Source organism: Rubinisphaera margarita (genome assembly GCF_022267515.1).
Taxonomy (GTDB): domain Bacteria; phylum Planctomycetota; class Planctomycetia; order Planctomycetales; family Planctomycetaceae; genus Rubinisphaera; species Rubinisphaera margarita.
In genome coordinates this window covers 40375-62000 of the sequence record NZ_JAKFGB010000015.1, presented here as the reverse complement: position 1 = coordinate 62000, position 21626 = coordinate 40375, and the positions used below count along the sequence as shown (strand labels likewise).

Annotated in this window: 13 protein-coding genes; 8 read left to right on the top strand and 5 right to left on the bottom strand. The window is 58.1% G+C overall.

Features of this window, described 5'->3' with window-relative positions:
* The first annotated feature begins 56 nt into the window (after window positions 1-56).
* Window positions 57-1763, top strand: a complete 1707-nt coding sequence (gene ilvD, locus L1A08_RS16560; RefSeq protein ID WP_238757573.1) for a dihydroxy-acid dehydratase — start codon at window positions 57-59, stop codon at window positions 1761-1763.
* A complete protein-coding gene (locus L1A08_RS16555; protein WP_238757572.1) occupies window positions 1753-2799 on the top strand; it encodes a nucleoside hydrolase in 1047 nt (348 codons plus the stop codon). The genes ilvD and L1A08_RS16555 overlap by 11 nt, the downstream gene beginning before the upstream one ends.
* Window positions 2800-3134: 335 nt before the next feature.
* Here L1A08_RS16555 and L1A08_RS16550 read toward each other — a convergent pair whose 3' ends face one another.
* The 3 genes from L1A08_RS16550 to fae form a co-directional block, all read right to left on the bottom strand.
* Window positions 3135-6428 carry a BamA/OMP85 family outer membrane protein gene (locus tag L1A08_RS16550; protein ID WP_238757571.1) on the bottom strand — a complete coding sequence of 1098 codons (3294 nt, stop codon included), beginning with the start codon at window positions 6426-6428 and terminating at the stop codon, window positions 3135-3137.
* A gap of 264 nt (window positions 6429-6692) precedes the next feature.
* Window positions 6693-7547 carry an NAD(P)-dependent methylenetetrahydromethanopterin dehydrogenase gene (locus tag L1A08_RS16545; RefSeq protein ID WP_238757570.1) on the bottom strand — a complete coding sequence of 285 codons (855 nt, stop codon included), beginning with the start codon at window positions 7545-7547 and terminating at the stop codon, window positions 6693-6695.
* 165 nt (window positions 7548-7712) lie between these two features.
* Entirely contained in the window at window positions 7713-8210 is a 498-nt protein-coding gene (gene fae / locus L1A08_RS16540) for a formaldehyde-activating enzyme (RefSeq protein ID WP_238757569.1), read from the bottom strand.
* Between the two features lie 276 nt (window positions 8211-8486).
* On the opposite strand from fae, the gene L1A08_RS16535 reads away from it, so the two are divergent.
* The gene (locus L1A08_RS16535; RefSeq protein ID WP_238757568.1) at window positions 8487-9635 is read left to right on the top strand and encodes an ATP-grasp domain-containing protein; all 1149 of its coding nucleotides are present in this window, start codon (window positions 8487-8489) and stop codon (window positions 9633-9635) included.
* 5 nt (window positions 9636-9640) lie between these two features.
* On the opposite strand, the gene L1A08_RS16530 is transcribed toward L1A08_RS16535, so the two are convergent.
* Entirely contained in the window at window positions 9641-11233 is a 1593-nt protein-coding gene (locus L1A08_RS16530) for a leucine-rich repeat domain-containing protein (protein WP_238757566.1), read from the bottom strand.
* A 69-nt stretch (window positions 11234-11302) separates the two neighbouring features.
* Window positions 11303-12454 (bottom strand): 3-dehydroquinate synthase, encoded by a 1152-nt coding sequence (gene aroB, locus L1A08_RS16525; RefSeq protein ID WP_238757565.1) that lies wholly within the window; start codon window positions 12452-12454, stop codon window positions 11303-11305.
* Between the two features lie 758 nt (window positions 12455-13212).
* Between aroB and L1A08_RS16520 the strand changes: the two genes are divergently transcribed.
* From L1A08_RS16520 to L1A08_RS16500, 5 genes are all read left to right on the top strand, one after another.
* Window positions 13213-15258 (top strand): PrkA family serine protein kinase, encoded by a 2046-nt coding sequence (locus tag L1A08_RS16520; protein ID WP_238757563.1) that lies wholly within the window; start codon window positions 13213-13215, stop codon window positions 15256-15258.
* A 311-nt stretch (window positions 15259-15569) separates the two neighbouring features.
* Window positions 15570-16673: a DUF444 family protein gene (locus tag L1A08_RS16515; protein ID WP_238757562.1), complete on the top strand. Its 1104-nt coding sequence runs from the start codon at window positions 15570-15572 to the stop codon at window positions 16671-16673.
* A gap of 285 nt (window positions 16674-16958) precedes the next feature.
* Window positions 16959-18482: a SpoVR family protein gene (locus L1A08_RS16510; RefSeq protein ID WP_238757561.1), complete on the top strand. Its 1524-nt coding sequence runs from the start codon at window positions 16959-16961 to the stop codon at window positions 18480-18482.
* 51 nt (window positions 18483-18533) lie between these two features.
* Entirely contained in the window at window positions 18534-19034 is a 501-nt protein-coding gene (locus L1A08_RS16505) for a hypothetical protein (protein ID WP_238757560.1), read from the top strand.
* Between the two features lie 587 nt (window positions 19035-19621).
* Window positions 19622-21604, top strand: coding sequence for an AAA family ATPase (locus tag L1A08_RS16500; protein ID WP_238757559.1), 1983 nt, complete (start codon window positions 19622-19624; stop codon window positions 21602-21604).
* Window positions 21605-21626 lie beyond the last annotated feature (22 nt).

The following is a 21626-nucleotide window of genomic DNA, read 5'->3' as shown; positions in this document are numbered from 1 at the left end:
CGCCGCCCGGTCGCGAATTCTTGCAGCCAGCCTCTCCGGTAGTTTTGGAATCATTGATGAGCCAGTTCGACAGCCCCGTTTCTTCCTCAGGTTTGAACCGCTACAGCTCCCGCATCACGCAGCCGCGCAAGCAGGGTGTCTCTCAGTCGATGCTCTATGCGACGGGTATGACCGAAGAGGACATGAACAAGCCGCAGGTCGGCATCGCCAGCCTCTGGTATGACGGCAATCCCTGCAACATGCACCTCGACAAGCTGGCCACCGCGGTCCGTGAAAGCGTGCAGCAGGAAGCGCTCATCGGCATGCGATTCAATACGATTGGCGTCAGTGACGGCATCTCGATGGGGACCGAAGGGATGTCGTTCTCGCTGCAGTCGCGCGATCTGATTGCCGACTCGATCGAAACGGTGATGTCCGCCTTCTGGTACGATGCTCTGGTTGCTCTCCCCGGTTGTGATAAGAACATGCCGGGTTGCCTGATCGCCGCAGGTCGACTCAATCGACCGGCGGTCATGATTTATGGCGGTACCATTCAGCCTGGTTGCTGGAACGACAAGATGATCGATGTCGGCTCGGCGAACGAAGTCTACGGCGAGTATCTGGCCGGCCGCATTACCGATGAAGAACGGCATAACGTCGTTCGTAACAGCTGCCCCGGAGCGGGTGCCTGCGGAGGCATGTTCACGGCCAATACGATGTCGGTCGCGATGGAAGCGATGGGCATGACCGTGCCTTACAGCTCGTCCATTCCCGCCGTCGATGACCGGAAGATTGAAGAGTGTCGCTCGATCGGAAAGATCGTCCGCACGCTTCTGGAAATGGACCTGAAGCCCCGCGACATCATGACGCGCGAAGCCTTCGAGAACGCCATCACGATGATCGTCGCTCTGGGCGGGTCTACCAACGGAGTCCTGCATCTCCTGGCCGTCGCCCGATCGGTCGATGTGCCGTTGTCGATCGAAGACTTCCAGCGGATCAGCGATAAGACACCGTTGCTGGCCAACATGCGTCCCAGCGGCAAGTACTCCATGGTGGACCTGCACAAAGCGGGCGGAACACCAGCCGTGATGAAGTACATGCTGGCCGAAGGCTATCTCAAAGGAGACTGCATCACCGTGACCGGGAAGACGCTGGCGGAAAACCTGGCCGAGATCCCGGATCTGGTCGCCGGGCAGGACGTCGTGCACGACATTCCCCACGCCATCAAACCGACCGGACATCTGCGGATCCTTCGCGGCAATCTTGCCCCGGACGGAGCCGTTGCGAAAATTACAGGGAAGGAAGGCGTTCGCTTTTCCGGACCTGCTCGGGTGTTCGACTGCGAAGAAGACATGATTCTCGCCGTGGAAGAGCGGCAGATTCAGAAAGGCGATGTCGTCGTCATTCGTTATGAAGGTCCCAAGGGCGGACCGGGCATGCCGGAAATGCTCTCTCCCACCGCTGCTCTGATGGGAACGGGCATGGGCAAGGACGTGGCTCTGATCACCGACGGACGCTTCTCCGGAGCGTCTCACGGGTTCATCGTGGGACATATCTGCCCCGAAGCCCAGGATGGGGGACCGATTGCACTGGTCAAAGATGGGGACCTGATTACGATCGATGCAGAGTCAAACGAGATCTCGTTCGATGTGACCCCGGAAGAACTGGCCGTGCGACAGGCGACCTGGACCATGCCGCCCTATAAAGCCGAGCGGGGTGTCCTGCATCGATATATCATGACGGTCAAATCGGCTTCGGAAGGATGTGTCACCGATGAGTCCTGAGGAAATGTTCGAAGAGGAACTGGAGCCACTCACTCAATCCCAGGTGACCAGCTCGAGCACGCCGAACCGCAAGACCAAAGTTGTCATCGATGCCGATCCCGGGATCGGCGACGCCCTGGCGATTCTCGTCGCCATTCTCGACCCTCAGATGGACGTGCTCGCTCTCACGGCGACCGCCGGTATGGTGACAGGCTCCCAGGCCAACCATAATTTGCAGACGATCGTGAACCGGATCGATCCGCAGAAATATCCCCGCCTCGGCTGCTGCGACGAACAACTGCCTGCTTCGATCTCGGCGATCCGGGAAGTCCCCTGCCCACTGCTGCTCGGCGAAACCGGACTGGGCGACTGTCCCACCAGCGCCGTCAGCCTCGCCAGTCCTCATGTCTCGGCCAAGGTAATGGCGGAACTGGTTCGGACGAATCCGCACGAAGTGACGATCCTCACGCTCGGCCCGTTGACGAACATCGTGCTCGCCTGTGAGATTCACCCCGACTTCCTGCAGGAAGTGAAGACGCTTGTCTGTCTGGGGGGATCGATCAACGAAGGGGGCGACACCACCGCAGCTGCGGAAGGAAATATCTACGCCGATCCCGATTCGGCTCGATACGTTCTGCAAACGGACTGCAACAAGATCCTCGTCCCGCTCGATGTTTCTCATCAACTGCGGTTGACCTTTGGCGAACTGAACCGGTTGCCTCAGGATGGGAAGTCGCACATTACCGAGTTCATCAATCTGCTGCTGCCCTTTGCGCTGCGATCGGCACGGCGGCATCTGGGACAGGAAGGCGTCTCCCTGCCGGCACTGGCCGCGCTCACAGCCGTGGCTCGTCCGCAGCTGTTTACCCGCAAGTTGATGGCGGTCGATGTCGAAACGACCGGAGAACTGACCCGTGGCATGACCGTCGTCGACCGGCGCAGCCTCCGCCAGAAGAACGCGAACGTCGAAGTCCTGACCGAAATCGACCGCGCAGCCGCCTTCGACTACATCACCGGAGTCCTCTGGAGCGCCCTCGAAAACGGCGACGAACCCTAAGGACACCACCTTTAATCGCAACCCGAATCATCAGCGAGAAGGGAGGCATCGCTAACTAGCTCCCGCTCGCGCTTCGGGTGAGGATGAAGCTCTGCATCCCCGGCCTCTGCCCACTGGGCCATGGAGACGCGGCATCTTCTCGATGGATGCGATTGCGACGTGTCACTGTGAAACGAAGCATGCCCACGACAGGCGTGGGCATGGCACCGGATGGTAGACTCTACGCGGGGTGACTAAAGCGGATCGCTCTACCGTATGTCCGCATAGAATCGAGTTTTCGCCTGAAACGCGGCAACTTATACGGACGGAACGGCTACACAATTAAGTAGTCCGCTCTAACGAGTCAGGCCGATGTAGAACGAGAAGATCTGGCGGATATCGGTTTCCTGCTTCACAACCGGGAAGGCCCAGTCGAGAGCGATCGGAACCGGACCCATTTGAGGCACGGTGATTCGCAGACCGGCACCGACCGACACGCGGAATTCTTCGAACGAGACCGCTCGGTCGACAGTACCGAAGTCGGAGAAGGCGACGACGCGGACGGCTTCGTTGGCGGTCACCGGCATCATGTACTCCACCGTGCCGAGTGTCTGGAAGAAGCCCCCGACGGCGGCTCCGTTGGTGCCGATGTTATCCGGCTCCAGTGGCGTGACCGAACGGAACTCGAAACCGCGGAACGTCTGGAAACCCCCGGCATAGAACCGTTCGAAGGCTGGTGTGTCTTCCGTGGTCCAGCCGACGTTTCCTCGCAGCGAGACCACATGCTTACCGGCTCCGTCTGGGCGCTGATAAACCGTGAAGTACTCACTGGCGTTGAGATCGAGTTTCGTGAAGTCGAAGTCAGCAAAGGCCTGTTCGACGCTTGAGGACACATTGAAGCCCTCGGTCGCCATGTAGGACGAATCTCGGGTATCGTATGCCATGGTGAAGCGGCCGGTTCCCAGGAAGTTGGAGCCGAGGATCTCATCGATCGACGGAGCCATGCCCGGAGCGAGACGGGGATCCCCAATATCGACTTGTTCCATTCGCAGAGCCGCGTTGACCGACAGTTCTCGAGTGAGCAGTTTCCCGACATTCACACGACCGCCGAGACGGGTTTCGTCGTAGTCGCGGAAGAAGCGTTCGTAATAGAAGCCGCTCACACCGAGGCTGTAGTCGGTGTTCAGGAAGTACGGGTCGGTCCAGCTCGCCAGATAACGGCTGACCTGGCTACCGGGAGTGGCTTCGAGTCGGAACTGCTGTCCGCCGCCGCGGAAGGCGTAGCCATCAGTCACGTCGCGCCAGCTGGTTGGGAAGCGGGTGATATCGAAGTTCTGTTCTTCGAGCACGATATTACCGACCACCCCGGAGTCCGAGTTCACCCCGGCTCCGACCATGAAACGACCGGTGCGGGCTTCCGAGAGATACACATCGAGATCGACATATCCCGGCGGCAGCTGAGGATTCTGGAATTGAGGTCCGAGCAGGTCACCTTGAGGCGTCTGGCTGTAGATCAGATTCGGGGGATCGTGGTAGTTGTCGTAGTTCTGTCCACGAACAACCGGAGTTTCTTTGCCGGTCGTTCCGGCTGTGGTCATGGGAGCCAGAAACGGTTCGCCCGGTTCAAAGAAGACGGTTTCCCGTTCCAGATCCATCGGCACGTACAGAGCCGGCACCATGGAGGTCTCGCGTTCGATCCGCTGCTCTCGCAGGTAACGATTCGAGGGAACTTCGGGAATGGTCTCCGTCTCGAGCGTGTGTCCCGAACCCGGGACCATGCGATCAATCTGAACCCGACCCGGTTCGGCCTGTTCGGCGTGATAGCTGGTCGGCAGAAACTCCGTGTAATTGGGCGGCACCTGGGGAGTCGCCGAGACCGTTTGCGCGGGATTGGTCGCGGAATGCAATGTCCGGGAGGTTTCCGGAAGTGCATTCATTGTTGCAAGCGGCGACTGGCCGAAGTAATCGTCGGAGCCGCGATAGACATTTTCCGGTTTCGTTTCGATCTTGCTGAGGTAGCTCGGATCGGAGATCGGACGGATGTTGATTTCCGGGGCCACCGGTCCGCCGCCTTCCCAGATGGCGGCTCCAGCGAAGCGGGCCCGTGAACGACGGATCTTTTCGGGATTCGCCAGCTCGCCGGGGGCGACGAGCATCTGGTTGAGAGCGACGGTTTCCTTGGTATGCGTATGTTGTCCACGCAGGTGGACGTGAATCATGCCGATTCGGTAAACGCGGTCTTCATCGATGCTCAGCTTCAAATCGACGACGCCTGGTTCCTTGGTGAAAACCGTCTGCGTGTTGACTTTGGCGAAGAGTCGACCGAGTTCGCCGTATTTGTCCTGGACCTCGGAGACATCTTCGGCGAGATCGCGGGCACTGAAATACTGTCCGGTGGCGACGTCGAAATCTTTCAACAGCTCTTCGTTGCTGTAGATCTCGTTGCCTTCGATCGAGAGATTTCGAATCCGGTATCGCGGACCTTCATTCACGTTATAGGTGACCGTAACAGTCGACTGGTCTTCAGAGAACTGCACGTCGCTTTCGATCTGGACATCGAAGTAGCCAATGTTGTGGTAGTACTTCTTGAGCAGCATCACATCGTCGGAAATCGTCGTGGGGTCGTATTGCCCGCCGAACGTCCAGAGGATGCGTTTTTTGGTGGTCAATCGGAGTTTGAGAACTTCCGAGCTGACATCTTCGTTGCCGGTGAACTGAACAGTAGCGACGCGGACTTTTGGACCTTCCTTGATCGCGAAAATGACGGCGCGATCGTTGGGTTCGCCCCCTTCCTGAAGTTCGACTTCCGCGAAGAGATAGCCCTTCTGCTTATAGTGTTCATGAATTCGCCGTGCCGCCTCGCGGTTCGTGGCGACTGAGAACGCATGAAGGGGCTTCAGGCCGGTGATTCCGGCGAGTTCTTTCTCTTTGAGCTTTTCATTCCCGACATAGGTCACGCTTCGCAGAATCGGACGTTCCGAAACTTTGTAGACGAGCACGAGTCCGGCTTCCGTGCGACGGTACACCGGAGTGATGCTGAAGAACCATTTGGTGTTGTACAGAGAGCGGACGTCTTCACGGACCTGGTCTTCGGTAATCGGTCGACCGGGTCGAGATTTGATGTATCCAGCCAGCGCGGCGACGGGAATCGTGGTCGTTCCTTCGATCTGAACGTCGACGACTTCTTCGCCATTCTGCGGTTTGACTGGGTTCGGTGTCTCCGACATCACGCTCGATGGCAATGCTGACGTCTGAAGGATTTCCTTCAGGTAGCCGTTGTCATCGGTTTCGGGGACTTCGAGTTTCGGTTCGGACCCGGTGGAGACCGGCTGGAACGGATTATCGTCCGGAGCCTGCGGCCTCGAGGAGTATGCGCCGCCGAAGGCCGGATCCACGTCGTCCGGAGACTGACCTCGAATCTGGATCGGCTCGTCGGAAACGGCGACAGGAATCGCCCAGGGCGACGCGCAGCCGCTCCCGACCAGTGCGAGACCAGCCAGAAACAGAAGGCCCAGGGGGCGGAAATGATTGTGGGTCGAATGATTCAAGGTCGCGAGCGCGGACTGCAGGCGGGAAAGGAGTCCGCTGACCAGAGACGAGGGGCGTCCCTGGTGACCGAGATCTTTCGAAGACCAGCTGGGTATGATCATGAGAAGACCTGACGCTGATACACGTTGAGAGATGCCGAACCGGTGGAGGTGGAATGGATGTTGAGACTGGTCACAACGCCGGCCGGAAACTGGAGAGGTGAGGCTTTACGAAGTGAATAGCGGGTAGAATTACCCGATAGGCCTGAAAAGAGGCAAGGCGAGTTTGTTTCTGGCTTTAGAGCGGCTGTTTTTGGCCGACTTGAAGCAAAGTTTGCATTCGACCAGATTTTTTCAAGAGCCGCAGCGAATACCCAGGGTCTCTATTTACCGCAAGTTTCCAGCAGCGGCGAATGTGGTCTCGGCATCGAAGACCTGCTCGTTGGTTTCAAAGAGCTGATCGATGACATGATGGTGTAATCGCATCTTGAGACCGCCCACACCCAGAGCACCGTAGCAGACAATTCTCCCAACTTCGCGGGCTTTGTCGCCAGATTCGATCCCTTCGATCCCCAAAGGTGGAACGGCGTTCAGGTCGATGGCGACTTTGACACTGGAAGACGCCTGCAGAGCCTTGAGCGAACAGAACTTCACTCCAGCAGCCCCGGCGGCCACGACGACGTCGACTCCCTCGGCCACTGTGTGGAGATCTTCCGGGGAACTCATCGCCACCGGTTGGAGAAGCTTGCTGCCGCTGTCGATGGCGGCACAGGCTGCCCGAGCCCGATCCAGCGAACGGGAGACAACTTTCACTCGGCAACCCGATGACATCAGAATTCGGGCGACACGGCGGCCAACCGGACCAGTTCCACCAAACACGGCTGCCGAACTCTCGGACAGTTTCAGATGGCGACCGGCGCACACGACAGCTGCGGAGGCGGTCGTATTGCAGCCGCTGGCATCCATCATCACCGAAACCCGCATCGGACCGAAGAATGTCTCGCGGACACGTTCCAGCAGGGTCTGAGCGGCATCGATATCGCTGCCCCCGATGAAGATGGCGGTGTTCTGCAGGTCGTTGGGGGAACGAGTGAAGATCGCTCCCTGAACCAGCGACACGACGTTGACCGGGGTCACGTTGCCGTAAGAAAGCAGTTGTTCGACTCCTCCGTCAATCGCAGAGATCGCGTCAAAGCTGCTCGGCTGAGGATCGGTATCGAGGTGGAGAAGAATGCGCTTCATCAGGCCGCTTTTCAGTGAAGTCAACAGGAGTCAACAGAGAGGTTGCGAACCCAGATTATTGAAGCCCCTAATGAGAAAACAACTCTTCAAACCGGAATCTGAAGAGTTGTTTCTGACTTTACGGAAATATGCCTAGGCGGAGTTCCTTGGCTTTGTCCGAATGACTTAGACGCCGGAGAACGGATGCTTCGCCGAGTCCTTCTTCGCGACCATTTCGTCGGCCGAAGGCTCGTTCTTCATCGCGCGTTCGATGGACAGCTTGGTCGCTTCGTAGTTGTATTCGTAGATTTTCTTGTCATCGGCGGCATCCCAGTGGATGAAGACACCGCAGACGATGACGAGGTTTTCGGCCTGATCCTTGGGAATCGTGCCTGCTTCGACGCAATCAGCGACGGCTTTGGCGACAGCGTACTGAGCCGGACCGAACATCTGGACAGCCTGCTTGGCCCCTTTGATGGTGACCTTGGTGATCATGACCGTCGAAGGTTTGACGGCCAGGTTTGGTTCAAGCACGGCCAGCAGATTGCTGTGACCGGCCGACTGCTGAGCCAGGGCGTTGGCGAAAGCAACGCCTGCGGGGCCGTCTTTTTCGCCGATAATCAGGTCAATGTGAGCAATCTCATTGCCATCTCCGACAAGTGCTTCGCCTATACGCATTCCCATCTCTCATCTCCTTCGCTGGTGCTTGCTGTACTGAGTTCGTAATGATTAGAGTGAAATCGGGCGAGTTCGCTGAAACTGGCACCTGGTGCCACTGCAGTGGACTCGCTGATGTCGACCAATTGCTGATCGCATGGATGCCGAGATCATAACGGAAGTCGACCGCACCGATAAGATTCCGGCACGCTTATATGTTGAATATCAGGTTTCCGTTTGTATTGCCAGTTCGCCGGCGCGCCCCCGGTTTCCCAACGAACCTTCGGTCTCGGTGAAATATCGATGGAATCCACGGCCGATACCGAGTCCTCTGCAGCGATGCAGGTTCTGATCTCCGGATATTCGGGCCGAGCGGCCGCCTGGTCGGTGGTACGCGCCGGATTCGAGCCAATCGTCATCGACGAATGTCAGGATCTCGATCTTCCGGCCGGTTCCAGCCCACCTCCCGCGGCGACACTCGGGGCTTTTTCCGAGGACATTCCTTTTCTCCCCACAGGCGGATGGGAAAACCGGCTGGATGAGCTGAGTCAACTGGCGACGATTCGACCGTTGTGGAGTCCTTCGCCCGCCGCCATGCAACAGGCCCGCGATCCGCTTCCGCTGCAGCAGCGTCTGGGCCGAGCCGGATTCGATGCTCTGGCTATCCGGACTCGGGACGCCCTGTGGGTTCCACCGGGAAAGGAACTCCCTCGAGAATGGATCCGGAAGGATCAACGTTCCACCGGAGGAATGGCAGTGCATCGAGTGCACAGCTGTGCTCCATTGGTGCCGGGAACGAACGAATTCGATCAGCAGTACGTGGAAGGGCCGCTTCTCTCGGCTCAGTTTTTCAGCACGGGATCGGTACACAAACTTCTGGGGATCACCCGTATCCTGGTCGGATCGCCGGAACTGCCGGCTCGTCCGTTCGCGTACGTCGGGAACGTCAGCTGTTCGCGTGAAGAGTCCGCAGCCGTAGAGCAACGGATTCAAAGCATCGGCGACCTGCTGGGAAAAGCGTTCTCGCTGGTCGGCCCGTGGGGAATCGATTTCTGCCGGAATGCGAGCGGTCTTTATGTTCTCGAACTTAACCCTCGTTACACCGCGGCGATGGAAGTCCTCGAACTGGCCACTGGCAAATCCATTCTCCAGACATGCAGCGACTTCCAGAAGAAGAACGTCGTCCGGCCGCTCGAAGGCATCGTGGGGAAAGCAACCGTTTACGCTCCCCTCCCCTTTCAACTTCTGCCCGACTGGGACTGGTCCGACGTCGGAGTCGTCCCGTATGACTGCTGGGAAGTGCCTTCCTGTTCCGATCTGGCTCGGCCGGGAACGCAATTCAGCGCAGGCGATCCAGTCTGTACGGTCTGGCAGACGGCTGATTCCGTTGAGCAGTGTCTCATCGCACTGGCGAACCGACGGAGCGAACTGCTGCGAGCTCTTCTCCAATGACGCTCTCAGTCATCGCCGCGGACTTTGCAGCCCGGCAGCTTTTCGGCCAGTTGAGCCGCGCCGGCTGCGGTGATGCTCGTGCCCCGCAGATCGATGTGCTTGAGCTGATCGAGCTGGGACAGCGTTTCGAGACCGGCATCGGTGATGTTCTCACACTGCTTGAGCACAAGATCCTTCAGCAGCAGCGCGTTCTTCAGGTGTCCCAGGCAGCCATCGGTCACGGCTGTTCGTGAGAGACAGAGGTTGGTCAACGAGGGAATCCGTACGAGCGATTTCACGCCGGCATCCGTAACCGACGTATCCCGCAGATCGAGCCAGGCAAGATTGCGAAGAACCGTAAGAGCGGAAAGCGATTCTTCCGGCAGGCTGCAACGTTTAATCGCCAGCGCCTGCAGGGAGTGCAGGTTGCGAATATTGCGGAACTGATCGGCGTCCAGATGGAGATCCTGAAGTTCGACATTTTTGAGCGTCCGCAGCGTGACCAGAGCATCGAACCAGTGCACGGCGGGCGCGGTTGTCTCGTCCGCTTTCAGGGCGATCGCCTCGCCGACCTGATTCTTCTTGACCTGAATGCCGCTCAACTCAAGTCGATCGATATTGCGAACCACAGTGCTTTCCGGTTGCTGACCGGCATCGGTCTTCAGGTTGACGTGCGGTCGGACATCCTGAAAGTGTTCGATCCCCTTCGCCGAGACGGCTGACTTGCGGACATCCAGCGCGACCAGCGAACTGACACGGGAGAGCAGCTTCAACCCTTGATCGCCGACAGCCGTGCCGGCCACGTAGAGCCGCCGCAGTCGTGGCAGCCGGGAGATCACTTCGACGGCTCGATCCGTAATCGGGGTCCCGCCCAGCTCCAGCGATTCGAGCCGGGCGAACTGGAGTAGCGGAAGGACTCCGTCGTCTTCGATGCGATTGCCGCCCAGTTTCAGGGTTTGCAGGCGGCGAAAGAATGTCAGAGCGTTCAAGCCATGATGCGTCAGATGCGTATGCCGGAGATCGAGCTTTTCGAGCAGGACGAGCCGCTGCAGCCATTTGAGGGCTCCGCCAGTCAGCGGCGAGCCACCCAGGCTCAATTCACGCAGCGAGACCAGTCCTTCGAGATGATGCAGACCCGCTTCGGTCACGCCGACCTTGTTCAGGTTGAGTGTTTTCAGACCGCGGAGCTTCTTGAGGGCCATCAGTCCCTGATCGGTCACTCCGGTTTCCGCGAGGCTTAAGGAACTCAGATGTTCGAGCTGAGTCACTCGATCGAGATCCTGATCCGAGAAATTGGTGCCCGAAAAATCGAACTCGACAATCTTCGGAAAATCGAGAAACCGCTGACAGAGCGATGGCGAGAGATGCATATCCCGAAGAGCCAGAATCTGAATCTGCTCGTTCCCTTTGAGTCGGGTGAGCAGCGTTTCGGCTTTCTCACTGTTGGCTCCTTCGAGCTTCCAGGAAAAAACCTCCGCCGGCAGCGGCAGCAGAGACACGTCGCCACGATTCCAGTCGAATCGGGCGAGGTCGATCTGAATGCCTTCGTCGGTCTGTTTGCAGTGTGCGCCCAGAGACAGCCATTGTTCAATGTTCGAAGAGGAAGATGTATTTGTCACCAGAGGTTCCCGTCGGTCGGCACTTGAGTTGATTCGGAGAGATCAGTCCTGAGCAGCTGAGGGGACTGGCTAGCTCAGACGTAACACATCGCGGACATCCGATTCCGGAACTCCCGTGACCACCTCCACGTGGCCCAAACGACTCGGAAGAACAAACCGCAGTTTGCCCGCTTCCGTTTTCTTGTCGATCTTCATGCGATCGAGGACTTCATCAGCCGAGAATGAAACCGGCGTCGGAAGTTTCGTGGGCAAACCGAGCTGAGAGAGCAGCTCGAGTTGCCGCTGCGTCACGCTCTCGTCAATCCGGCCGAGCTTCACGGCCAGTCGAGAGGCGTCGATCATGCCGATGCTGACGGCTTCGCCATGCATCAGTTCGCCATAGCCGCAAAGGGCTTCGTAGGCGTGGGCGAAAGTATGACCGTAATTGAGAATCGCTCTCAGGCCGGACCGCTCGTATTCATCCTGTTCCACGACATCGGCTTTGAGCCTGCAGCTGCGGGTAATGACTTTAACCAGCGTTTCGGCATCGCGACTGTTGAGGGCTTCGACATTGTTTTCGAGAAAGGCGAAGAACTCCTCATCGAGGATCACGCCGTACTTCACAACTTCGGCCAGCCCCGAACGGTAATCACGTTCCGGCAGCGTTTGCAGGGCCCGGGTATTGATCCAGACGCCGAGCGGCTGATGGAAGGCCCCGATCAGGTTCTTGCCCTTCGCGTGGTTGATCCCGACCTTGCCGCCCACCGAGCTGTCGACATCCGCCAGAAGAGTCGTCGGCACCTGAACGAACGGCAGACCCCGGTTGTACGTCGCGGCGACAAACCCGCCCAGGTCGCCAATCACACCGCCGCCGACCGCGATGACCACGGTCTTGCGATCGGCCCGCATGGAGACGAGCTGATCGTAGATCAGTCCGGCCGTCGCCTGGGACTTGGAGTTCTCACCGGCCGGAACGATCGTCAGCTCGGCATTCCATCCCTGCTCCTGAAGCGCTTCGTGCAGCTTCTTTCCGAACAGGTCGGCGACGTTGGTATCTGTAATCACCAGCGCGGCTGGCTGGTCGGACTTCAGATAGGAGATGCTGCGGAGCCAGTCCTGAATCAGCGGCGGGAGAGCGGACACCTCATCGGCATCGACAACGATGTCGTATGACCGTTCGGCCAGATTCACATGTACCAACTGTCGAGTGAGATCGGGAGAGGACGGGATCTGATCGACCATCAGAGTACCTGAAATACGGTGTTCATCGGGGCTCGGATTGCAGCGGGCGGACGTCGCTCCGACCGATAGGACGGCTGTGAACGAGATGTCACCTGCGGAAAACTCAGGGGCTTCGAAACAGGAGAGCGGCCGCACGAGCAAGGACCGTTTCGGAAGGATCCGGTTCGTCCCGCGGCTCCGTTTCGCGACATCACCCGAACCGTGAGGACTTACCAGCTCGCTCGATCGTGACGGGAATTAGCGACGATGAGATTAAAAAGATTGCTCTTGCCTCTCCCTTGAGTCGAATTGATAATAGTAGCGACTCGCCTGTGAGATGACTACAGCACCCCGAGGTCATGATCGTCGGTTCGCAAAGGTCCGGCGCATCATTCCAGGAACGAAGCAGAGTGGCAACGGCCGCGAACGCTTCAAACGGTTCCCGACATCTCCATATTTTACAATTGGATTAAGACCATGGACGGTCGCGCCAACAACCACGCCAGACTCGTTCATTGATGACACGGGTTTGAACGCGTGGTTTTTATGCTGCGCTTTCAGAATTTCTGAGGCGGAGACGGGTGAGTTATCCACGTGGACGGCTGCGGGAAACGGTCCTCTGTCGACCACTTACAACGAAAAAGTGCTGCGCTCAGGGATGATTCCTGCACTCATTTGAAAGACGCGTCTATTGAACTGACAACGGGACGATTGCCACTCACGACGCGCGGGTAGCGCCGGCTCCGGCCGACGCGTTCTCTTTCTGGAAGGGGAAAACCGTGACGAGCGGACAACAACTACTGCAAAAACTGGCCTCGCGAACGGAGAACGATTCATACCGACAGGAGCATTGGGAGGGCTCATTCGCCGATTACCTCGACATCGTGCGAACGTCGCCCAAGGTCACCCGCTCCGCATGGCAGCGTCTTTACGACATGATCATGCAGGAAGGGACCTACGAGTTGGAGGGGACTCGCGAGAAGCAGATTCGCTATCGCTTCTTCGATGATCCGCACAACGGCGGGCAGGATGCCATCTTCGGCCTGACCCGCACCCTGATGGAACTTGTCAACGTTTTCATGTCTGCTGCTCTGAAATACGGAGCAGAACGCCGGGTCCTCCTGCTGCATGGCCCTGTCGGATCGTCCAAGAGCACAATCGCCCGCCTGCTCAAACGTGGCCTCGAACGCTACAGCCGCACCGAGGAAGGTGCCATGTACAGCTTCGGCTGGAAAGAGGCCGATGGCTCCGTCACCTGGGATCCGATGAACGGTGATCCCCTGCAATTGATTCCCGGCCCTCATCGCGCTGGTCTCTGCGAAGAGCTGAACGCCGCCCACAGCGATCCCGATTACGAAATCGAGATTGTCGGCGACATCTGCCCACTCAGCCGCTTCTACTTCCAGGAACGAATGCGCGAGCACAACGGCGACTGGACCAAGGTTCTCGAAAGCGTCGTCATTCGGCGCGTCGTCCTTTCCGAGCAGGATCGCGTCGGCATCGGCACGTTCCAGCCGAAGGACGAGAAGAACCAGGACAGCACCGAGCTGACGGGAGACATCAACTACCGCAAGATCGCCGAATACGGCAGCGAAAGCGATCCCCGCGCGTTTAACTTCGATGGGGAGTTCAACGTCGCCAATCGCGGGCTGATCGAGTTCATCGAAGTCCTCAAGCTCGATGTGGCCTTCCTGTACGATCTCCTGGGAGCTTCTCAGGAACACAAGATTAAGCCGAAGAAGTTCGCTCAGACCGATATCGACACCGTGATCATCGGGCACACGAATGAGCCGGAGTTCCGGAAACTTCAGTCGAACGAGTTCATGGAAGCGCTCCGGGACCGCACGATTAAAATCGATGTCCCGTACGTTACCAAACTGTCCGAGGAAATTCGGATCTACGAAAAGGATTACAACCAGCGTCGCGTGCGGGGCAAACACATTGCACCGCACACGCTGGAAACGGCGGCCATGTGGGCTGTGCTGACCCGACTGGAAGAACCGAAGCATCACGGGCTGACCGTGCTGCAGAAACTCAAGCTCTACAACGGTAAGTCCCTGCCCGGTTTCACGGCTGACAACGTGAAGCAACTCCGTCGCGATGCGAAAGGCGAAGGGATGCACGGCATCTCGCCCCGCTTCGTGCAGGACAAAATCTCGAACGCTCTGGTCGTGAATTCCCAATCCACGAACCTGAACCCGTTCATGGTCCTGAACGAAATGGAAGAAGGGCTCAAGCATCACTCCCTCATCCCGAGCGAGGAAGTGCGGGAGTACTACAGGCATCTCATCTCGATGGTCAAAGAGGAGTACACCGATCTGGTGAAGAACGAAGTCCAGCGGGCCATCGCAGCCGATGAAGAAGCCCTCACTCGCCTCTGCTCGAATTACATCGACAATGTGAAGGCCTACACGCAGAAGGAAAAGGTGAAGAACAAGTTCACCGGACAGGACGAAGAACCGGACGAACGACTGATGCGTTCGATCGAAGAGCGGATCGACATTCCGGAATCCCGGAAGGACGATTTCCGCCGCGAGATCATGAACTACATCGGAGCCCTGGCACTCGACGGCAAGACCTTCAACTACCGCACCAACGAGCGGCTGCAGAAGGCGCTCGAAATGAAACTGTTTGAAGACCAAAAGGACACGATCAAGCTCACCTCGCTGGTCTCGAACGTTGTCGATGCCGAGACGCAGGAGAAGATCGACATCGTCAAATCCCGGCTCATCCGCAACTACGGCTACGACGAAGAATCTGCCACCGACGTCCTCCAGTACGTCGCCAGCATCTTCGCCCGAGGAGACGCCAAAAACGAATCGTAAGAGTCCCACCGACTCCACCAGTACCGGGTGCCATGCCCACGCTCGCGTGGGCATGCGCTCAAAAACGCAGAACTGAAAACAGGCTGGGACAGGCAACGCCGTACCCTGGCATCGAACGTCCAAAGCGCTGGGACACGCCTTCGGCTATTCCGGCCTGCGAGCCAAGAAGAAGGGGACGCCCCTGCTCCGAGTTTCCAGAGCGTCGAGGCGAAGTCCGTCAAAGACAGCATGCCCACGCAAGCGTGGGCATGGCACCCGTTGATCAATTGAGAGCGGCTATCAAGGCTATGCGTAACGAGTAAGGCGGGACCATGACCCAGAACATTGACCGGGATCTGCAGCGATTCAAGCACATCGTCAAGGGGAAGGTCCGTGGCAATCTCCGGAAGTACGTCACCCACGGCGAAATGCTCGGCCGCAAAGGGCGTGAGGTCGTCAGCATTCCGGTGCCGAATATCGATATCCCTCACTTCCGGCATGGTAAAAAAGGCTCCGGCGGAGCCGGCCAGGGGGAAGGCGAAGTCGGACAGTCACTCGGACCCGGCGAACCGGAACCGGGAACAGGGGAAGCCGGCAGCGAGCCGGGACGTCACGTTCGGGAAGTCGAAGTCTCTCTCGAAGAACTCGCCATGATGCTCGGTGAAGAGCTCGAGCTTCCCAATATTGTGCCCAAGGGCGCAGAAACGCTGGATGCCGTGAAAGACCGATACAACTCGGTTTCCCAGGTCGGTCCCGATTCCCTGCGTCACTTCAAGCGCACCTACAAGCAGGCCCTGAAACGACAGATCGCGACCGGACAGTACAATCCCGATCGCCCGATCGTCATCCCGACACGTGATGACACTGTTTACAAGAGCTGGACGACCGTCAGCGAGCCACGGGCGAACGCGGTCATCATCTATGTGATGGACGTGTCCGGCTCGATGGGCGACGAGCAGAAAGAGATCGTCCGCACGGCGGCCTTCTGGATCGATACCTGGCTGTCGTCGCAGTATCGCGGTCTGCAGAAGCGTTACGTCGTTCACGACGCGGCTGCTCATGAAGTCGATGAGGATACGTTCTTTCGCATTCGCGAAAGTGGCGGCACACGGATCTCGTCGGCTTATGAGAAGATCAGCCACATCATCGAATCACGGTACCCGGTCGCCGACTGGAACATCTACGTCTTCCAGTTCTCCGACGGCGACAACTGGGGCGATGACAACAACGCCTGCCTGTCGATCCTGAAGAATCACATTCTCCCCGTCAGCAATCTGTTCTGTTACGGACAGGTCGAAAGCCCGTACGGCTCCGGGGAATACCTCCGCGAAGTCCGCCACATTGCCGAGATTTTCGACAACGTGACGACCTCGCTCATCGAAGACAAGAACGGCATCTACGGCTGCATCAAAGATTTCCTCGGGACCGGCAAGTAACCCAATAACGTGAACCACGAGGGGTGGCCCCGAAAGATTTTTTCGGGGCGGCGCAGCAGTCGGAGAACGGGATTTGATGAAACGGGTCTTGAAGCCCGCTGCGAATTTACAACGAACATGAAAGAAGAACGGACGTCCAACGGCATCCTCCCACGGCTGCGCCGCCCTGATAGCACAGCGATCACGGCCACCCTTGGGGAACTCCTTGGTCCGGCGGGGTGACGCAGGCATTCCTGTCTGTGTCATCCGATGACTCGATGCCTCTGTTGCAGAAGGCAATGAAGAATGACGATCAGTACCTATCGACCGCTGCCCGCTGAGATTCGGGCGATTCAGGATGAGATGGAAGCCATCGCGGCCAGCTACGGGCTCGACTTCTACGAGACCATCTTCGAGATGCTCGACTACGAAGAGCTGAGCATGTTCGCGGCTTACGGCGGCTTCCCGATCCGGTATCCGCACTGGCGGTTTGGAGCCGAGTTCGATGAGCTGATGAAAGGCTATTCGTACGGTCTGCAGAAGATCTACGAAATGGTCATCAACACCGATCCGTGTTACGCCTATCTGCTCAGCTGCAACTCGATCACCGATCAGAAGCTCGTCATCGCGCACGTTTACGGGCACTGCGACTTCTTCAAGAACAATGCCTGGTTCGCGCCGACGAACCGTCGCATGCTTGATCAGATGGCCAATCATGCGGCTCGCATTAATCGTTACATCGATAAGTACGGCCACGAGACCGTCGAGGAATTCATCGACGCCTGCCTGTCGATCGACGACCTGATCGACCCGTATGCCCCGCATATCGTACGAGCCGAAGCGAAGGAACGGACATCGGCCATCCGTGGTGATGAGACGCTTCAGGCGCCTGAACGGAAGTTTCAGGCCAAGGAGTACATGGATTCCTACATCAATCCGCCTGAGGTCATCGCAAAGGAACAGCATGCACACCAGCAGTTGTTGGAACGCCAGCAGGTCAACCGCTCCTTCCCCAATCGCCCCGAACGCGACGTGCTTCAGTTTCTCATCAATCATGCCCAGCTCCGCGAATGGCAGCGGGACGTCCTCTCGATCATTCGGGATGAAGCCTACTACTTCGCTCCGCAGGGGCAGACCAAAATCATGAACGAGGGCTGGGCCAGCTACTGGCACTCGACCATTATGACGGGCCACGGCCTGACCGACGCTGAGGTGATTGATTACGCCGATCATCACTCCGGCACGATGGCGACCAGCCCGACGCGGCTCAATCCGTACAAGCTCGGCATTGAACTGTTCCGCGACATTGAAGAACGCTGGAACAAAGGACAGTTCGGCCCGGAATGGGACGCCTGCGACGATGCCCACGAACGGGAACGCTGGGACAAACAACTCGGTTTAGGGCGGGAGAAGATCTTCGAGGTCCGTCGCATCCACAACGACATCACGTTCATCGATACGTTTCTCACGGAAGACTTCTGCCGGAGACACAAACTGTTCTCGTTCGCTTACAACGATGAGAACAAGACGTACGAGATCGAATCGCGCGAGTTCGAAGAGGTGAAGAAACATCTGCTGAAGAACCTGACCAACTTCGGCCGGCCGGTTATTCGTGTGATGGACGGCAACTACCTCAACCGGGGTGACCTGTACCTGCAGCATCAGTACGAAGGTAACGAGCTGAAGATTGATTACGCCGAAGACACGCTGTCGAACATTCAGAAGATCTGGGGACGCTGCGTGTATCTCGAAACCGTTGTCGATGACATTCAATGCCTGCTGACGTTCGACGGTCACGAACATCAGCGAGCTCCGCTGATCAAGAACTGACCGCTTCGGCTCCGATCTCCATCGAGACGAGGTTCCATTGAGGTGATGACCATGAGTCTGACCAGTCAACTTGAACTGAAGCTGAAGAGCACGGCTGCGGCCGGTCCTCAGGGACACTGCTCTCTCAGCATGACCTCGGGATCCGATCAACTCGATCTCGAACTGCAGGCACTCGATTCGATGAGCTGCGCCCTGCTCGAACTCCAACTGCAGCTCGCCAGGCTGCAGAACTGCTCGTTCGACGACATCAAAAAATGGGCCGAAGCGATCTCGACGCGCATCACGTATCTGCTCGAACAGGTCGCGCCGCTCGAGTTCGACAGTGTCAGTTCTTCAGCCGTCATCCGCTCCGCCCAGCCGACACAGCTTCCCGATGGAACGGTCTATTACGAGTTGATCCTCCAGGCGACCGGCAGCAGCACGGTCACGCTCAATCGCTTCCAGGCCGTCAAAGGCACCCCCGGCCGGAGCCAGGTCGCCATGCAGCTGACGCACGAAGTCCTCGTGAAACTCGTCAACGACCTCATCGCCACCAGCCCGGGTACCCCCTGACCGCGCCCCGGAATGGCCCAGACGTGCACGTCTGGGTGACGAAGTCACAGGAAGCGGGTGATAACCGCTCCCCTCCCCATCAAGTCAGAGAACCCCGGTCAGCGACCTCTTGTGGCTCCGCCACTCAGACGCACGCGTCTGAGCCATCCTTCACTCCACGATCAGTGTTTCGCGCGACGTGATGGCACAGAGATTCATGTCTGTGTTGAATGCTCACCGTGAGTGGCTCGACATTGCAATGCAACAAGAGGCTTGTCTTCGGCGTCGATCTGAACAAGCCTGCTGCCTCACCCCTGACGGATGGCCCAGACGTGCACGTCTGGGTGACGAAGTCACAGGAAGCGAGTGAGAACCGATCCTCCTCTCCATCAAGCCAGAGAACCCCGGTCAGCCACCTCTTGTGGCTCTGCCACTCAGACGCACGCGTCTGAGCCATCCTTCTCTCGGTCCATGTCGTTTCTTCCTTCTCTCGCGATGAATCTCCCCTTCGGCTCCGTTATCATCAGAAGCGGCTGTTCGTGAACGGGCAGACCGGGCCATCCAATCTCCTGTCCGTGGTTCTGCGGACGCTGCCAGGTTTCATCGCGATGTCACTGCTGAAGAATACGCTGTCGGATATCGAAGATCGTTTGCAGGCGGGAGAAACGCTGATGTTTCTCCAGACCGATGACGAACCCCGCTGGCTCGATGTGCTGCAGACATTCGCCGAAGAGAATGATCGCCCTCTTTACGTCTGGTCACTGAGCACGGGGTTGATCTCCGCAGATGGCGTGAAGCAGCCCGAGTCCCGGCAACCGGTCGCATTTCTCAGTCAGCTGGCCGCTCTGCCGGAGAACGCACTGGTGATCGCCAAGGACCTGTCCTACTTCCTGGATGATCCGACCTGCATTCGGCTGCTGCTCGATCAGGCCCAGAAGACCGTCGCCGCAGCCGTGCTGGCTCTGGGACCGGAGTTCGATCTGCCGACCAGTCTACGGAAAGCAACCACCCTGCTCCGGCTGCCGCTGCCCGACTTCGAGGAAACCGCCGGCTGTCTGGAACAGTCGCTGAAAGAACGTGCTCCGTCGCTCGACGTTTCGCCGGAATTCAAAGAGCGAATGGTCAAAGCCGTGATTGGCCTGTCGCTGGCTCAGGCCCGGCGGGCCTTCAACCGGGTTGTCGCCGGACGGAATGATCTGGGGGAAGAGGTGATGACGCAGCTCGTCTCTGAAAAGAAGCAGTTGTTGCAGGGATCGGATCTGCTTGAGTTTCACGACCTCGATGAAACCGCCGACGACATCGGAGGCCTCGATGGGCTGAAGGACTGGATCACCCGCCGGTCCCGGGCCTTCAGTCCGGAAGCGCAGAAGAAACAGGTCGGCCAGCCGAAGGGTGTGCTGCTGCTCGGCGTGCAGGGTTGCGGGAAGAGTCTTTCGGCTCGCGTGATCGCGCGTCAGCTCAGTTTCCCTCTCATTCGGCTCGATTTCGGAAATCTGCTGCAGAGCGAACGCGGCACCTCCGAACAGAATCTGCGGGAAGTCCTCCGCATGATGGATTCGATCGCACCGGCTGTGCTCTGGATCGAGGAATTGGACAAAGGCTTTTCCGGTCTCGATGGCGGCGGCGACGAACAGGGCGACGCCGCGGTCTCGCGAATGTTCGGTCTGTTCCTCACCTGGATGCAGGAACACAAGTCGCCGATCTTCGTGGTGGCGACCGCGAACAATATTGAGAGCCTGCCGCCGGAACTGCTGCGGCGTGGCCGTTTCGATGAGCTGTTTTTTATTGATCTGCCGAACTTCCACGAACGGAATCACATCTACCGGATTCACCTCGCCAAACGGGGCTGCAATCCGGAGCAGTACAACCTCGAGGAAATCTCCGACAAAACGGAAGGCTACTCGGGAGCCGAGATCGAACAGATCATCAATTCGGCGGTCATCGAAGCCTTCACCCGCGATCGATTGCCGACTCAGAAAGATATTCTCGACGCAGCCGACGCGATCGTGCCGTTGTCGATCACCATGGAAGAGAAAATCTTCAATTTGCGCGAGTGGGCTCGCGAACGTTGTCGGCCAGCGACTCCAGACAGCCGAGTCTTCCGGATGATCGAAGACGAACACCGCAAGGGGGAACTGACGCACGAAGATTATGACTTCCCGGATCCCTGGATGGCTCCATTGAAGGCGGGAGATCTTTCCCGCGCGGTGCTCGAGTACGTCCGCGCGGTCGACAATATTCTGTTCCCCAAACTGCTCGAAGAGTTTCAGAAGCATATGCCGGTCACCGGCCAGAGCGCGATCGCTTTGGAGTCGGACACCAACATCCATATCTGGCAGGGACTCAACCACGAACTCGCTGAAGCGATCGCCCGCTACGTCAACAATAAACGGATCTTCCTCAACCCGATCGATGCCAAGGCGTATCTCAAGATTGGGCAGATCCTCAAAGTTCCCTGTCTGCCCGAACTGCGTGAAAAACGGCTGCCCCGGGAAGTCTGGTACCCGGTCTCACTCCGCATCATGCCTCCGCCTCAAGGCAGCGGCCGATTGCGGAGCGTTGTCGTCATCGAGGAAGAGAAGCCGGTCTGAAGAGGGCTTCGGGTGAGAACGC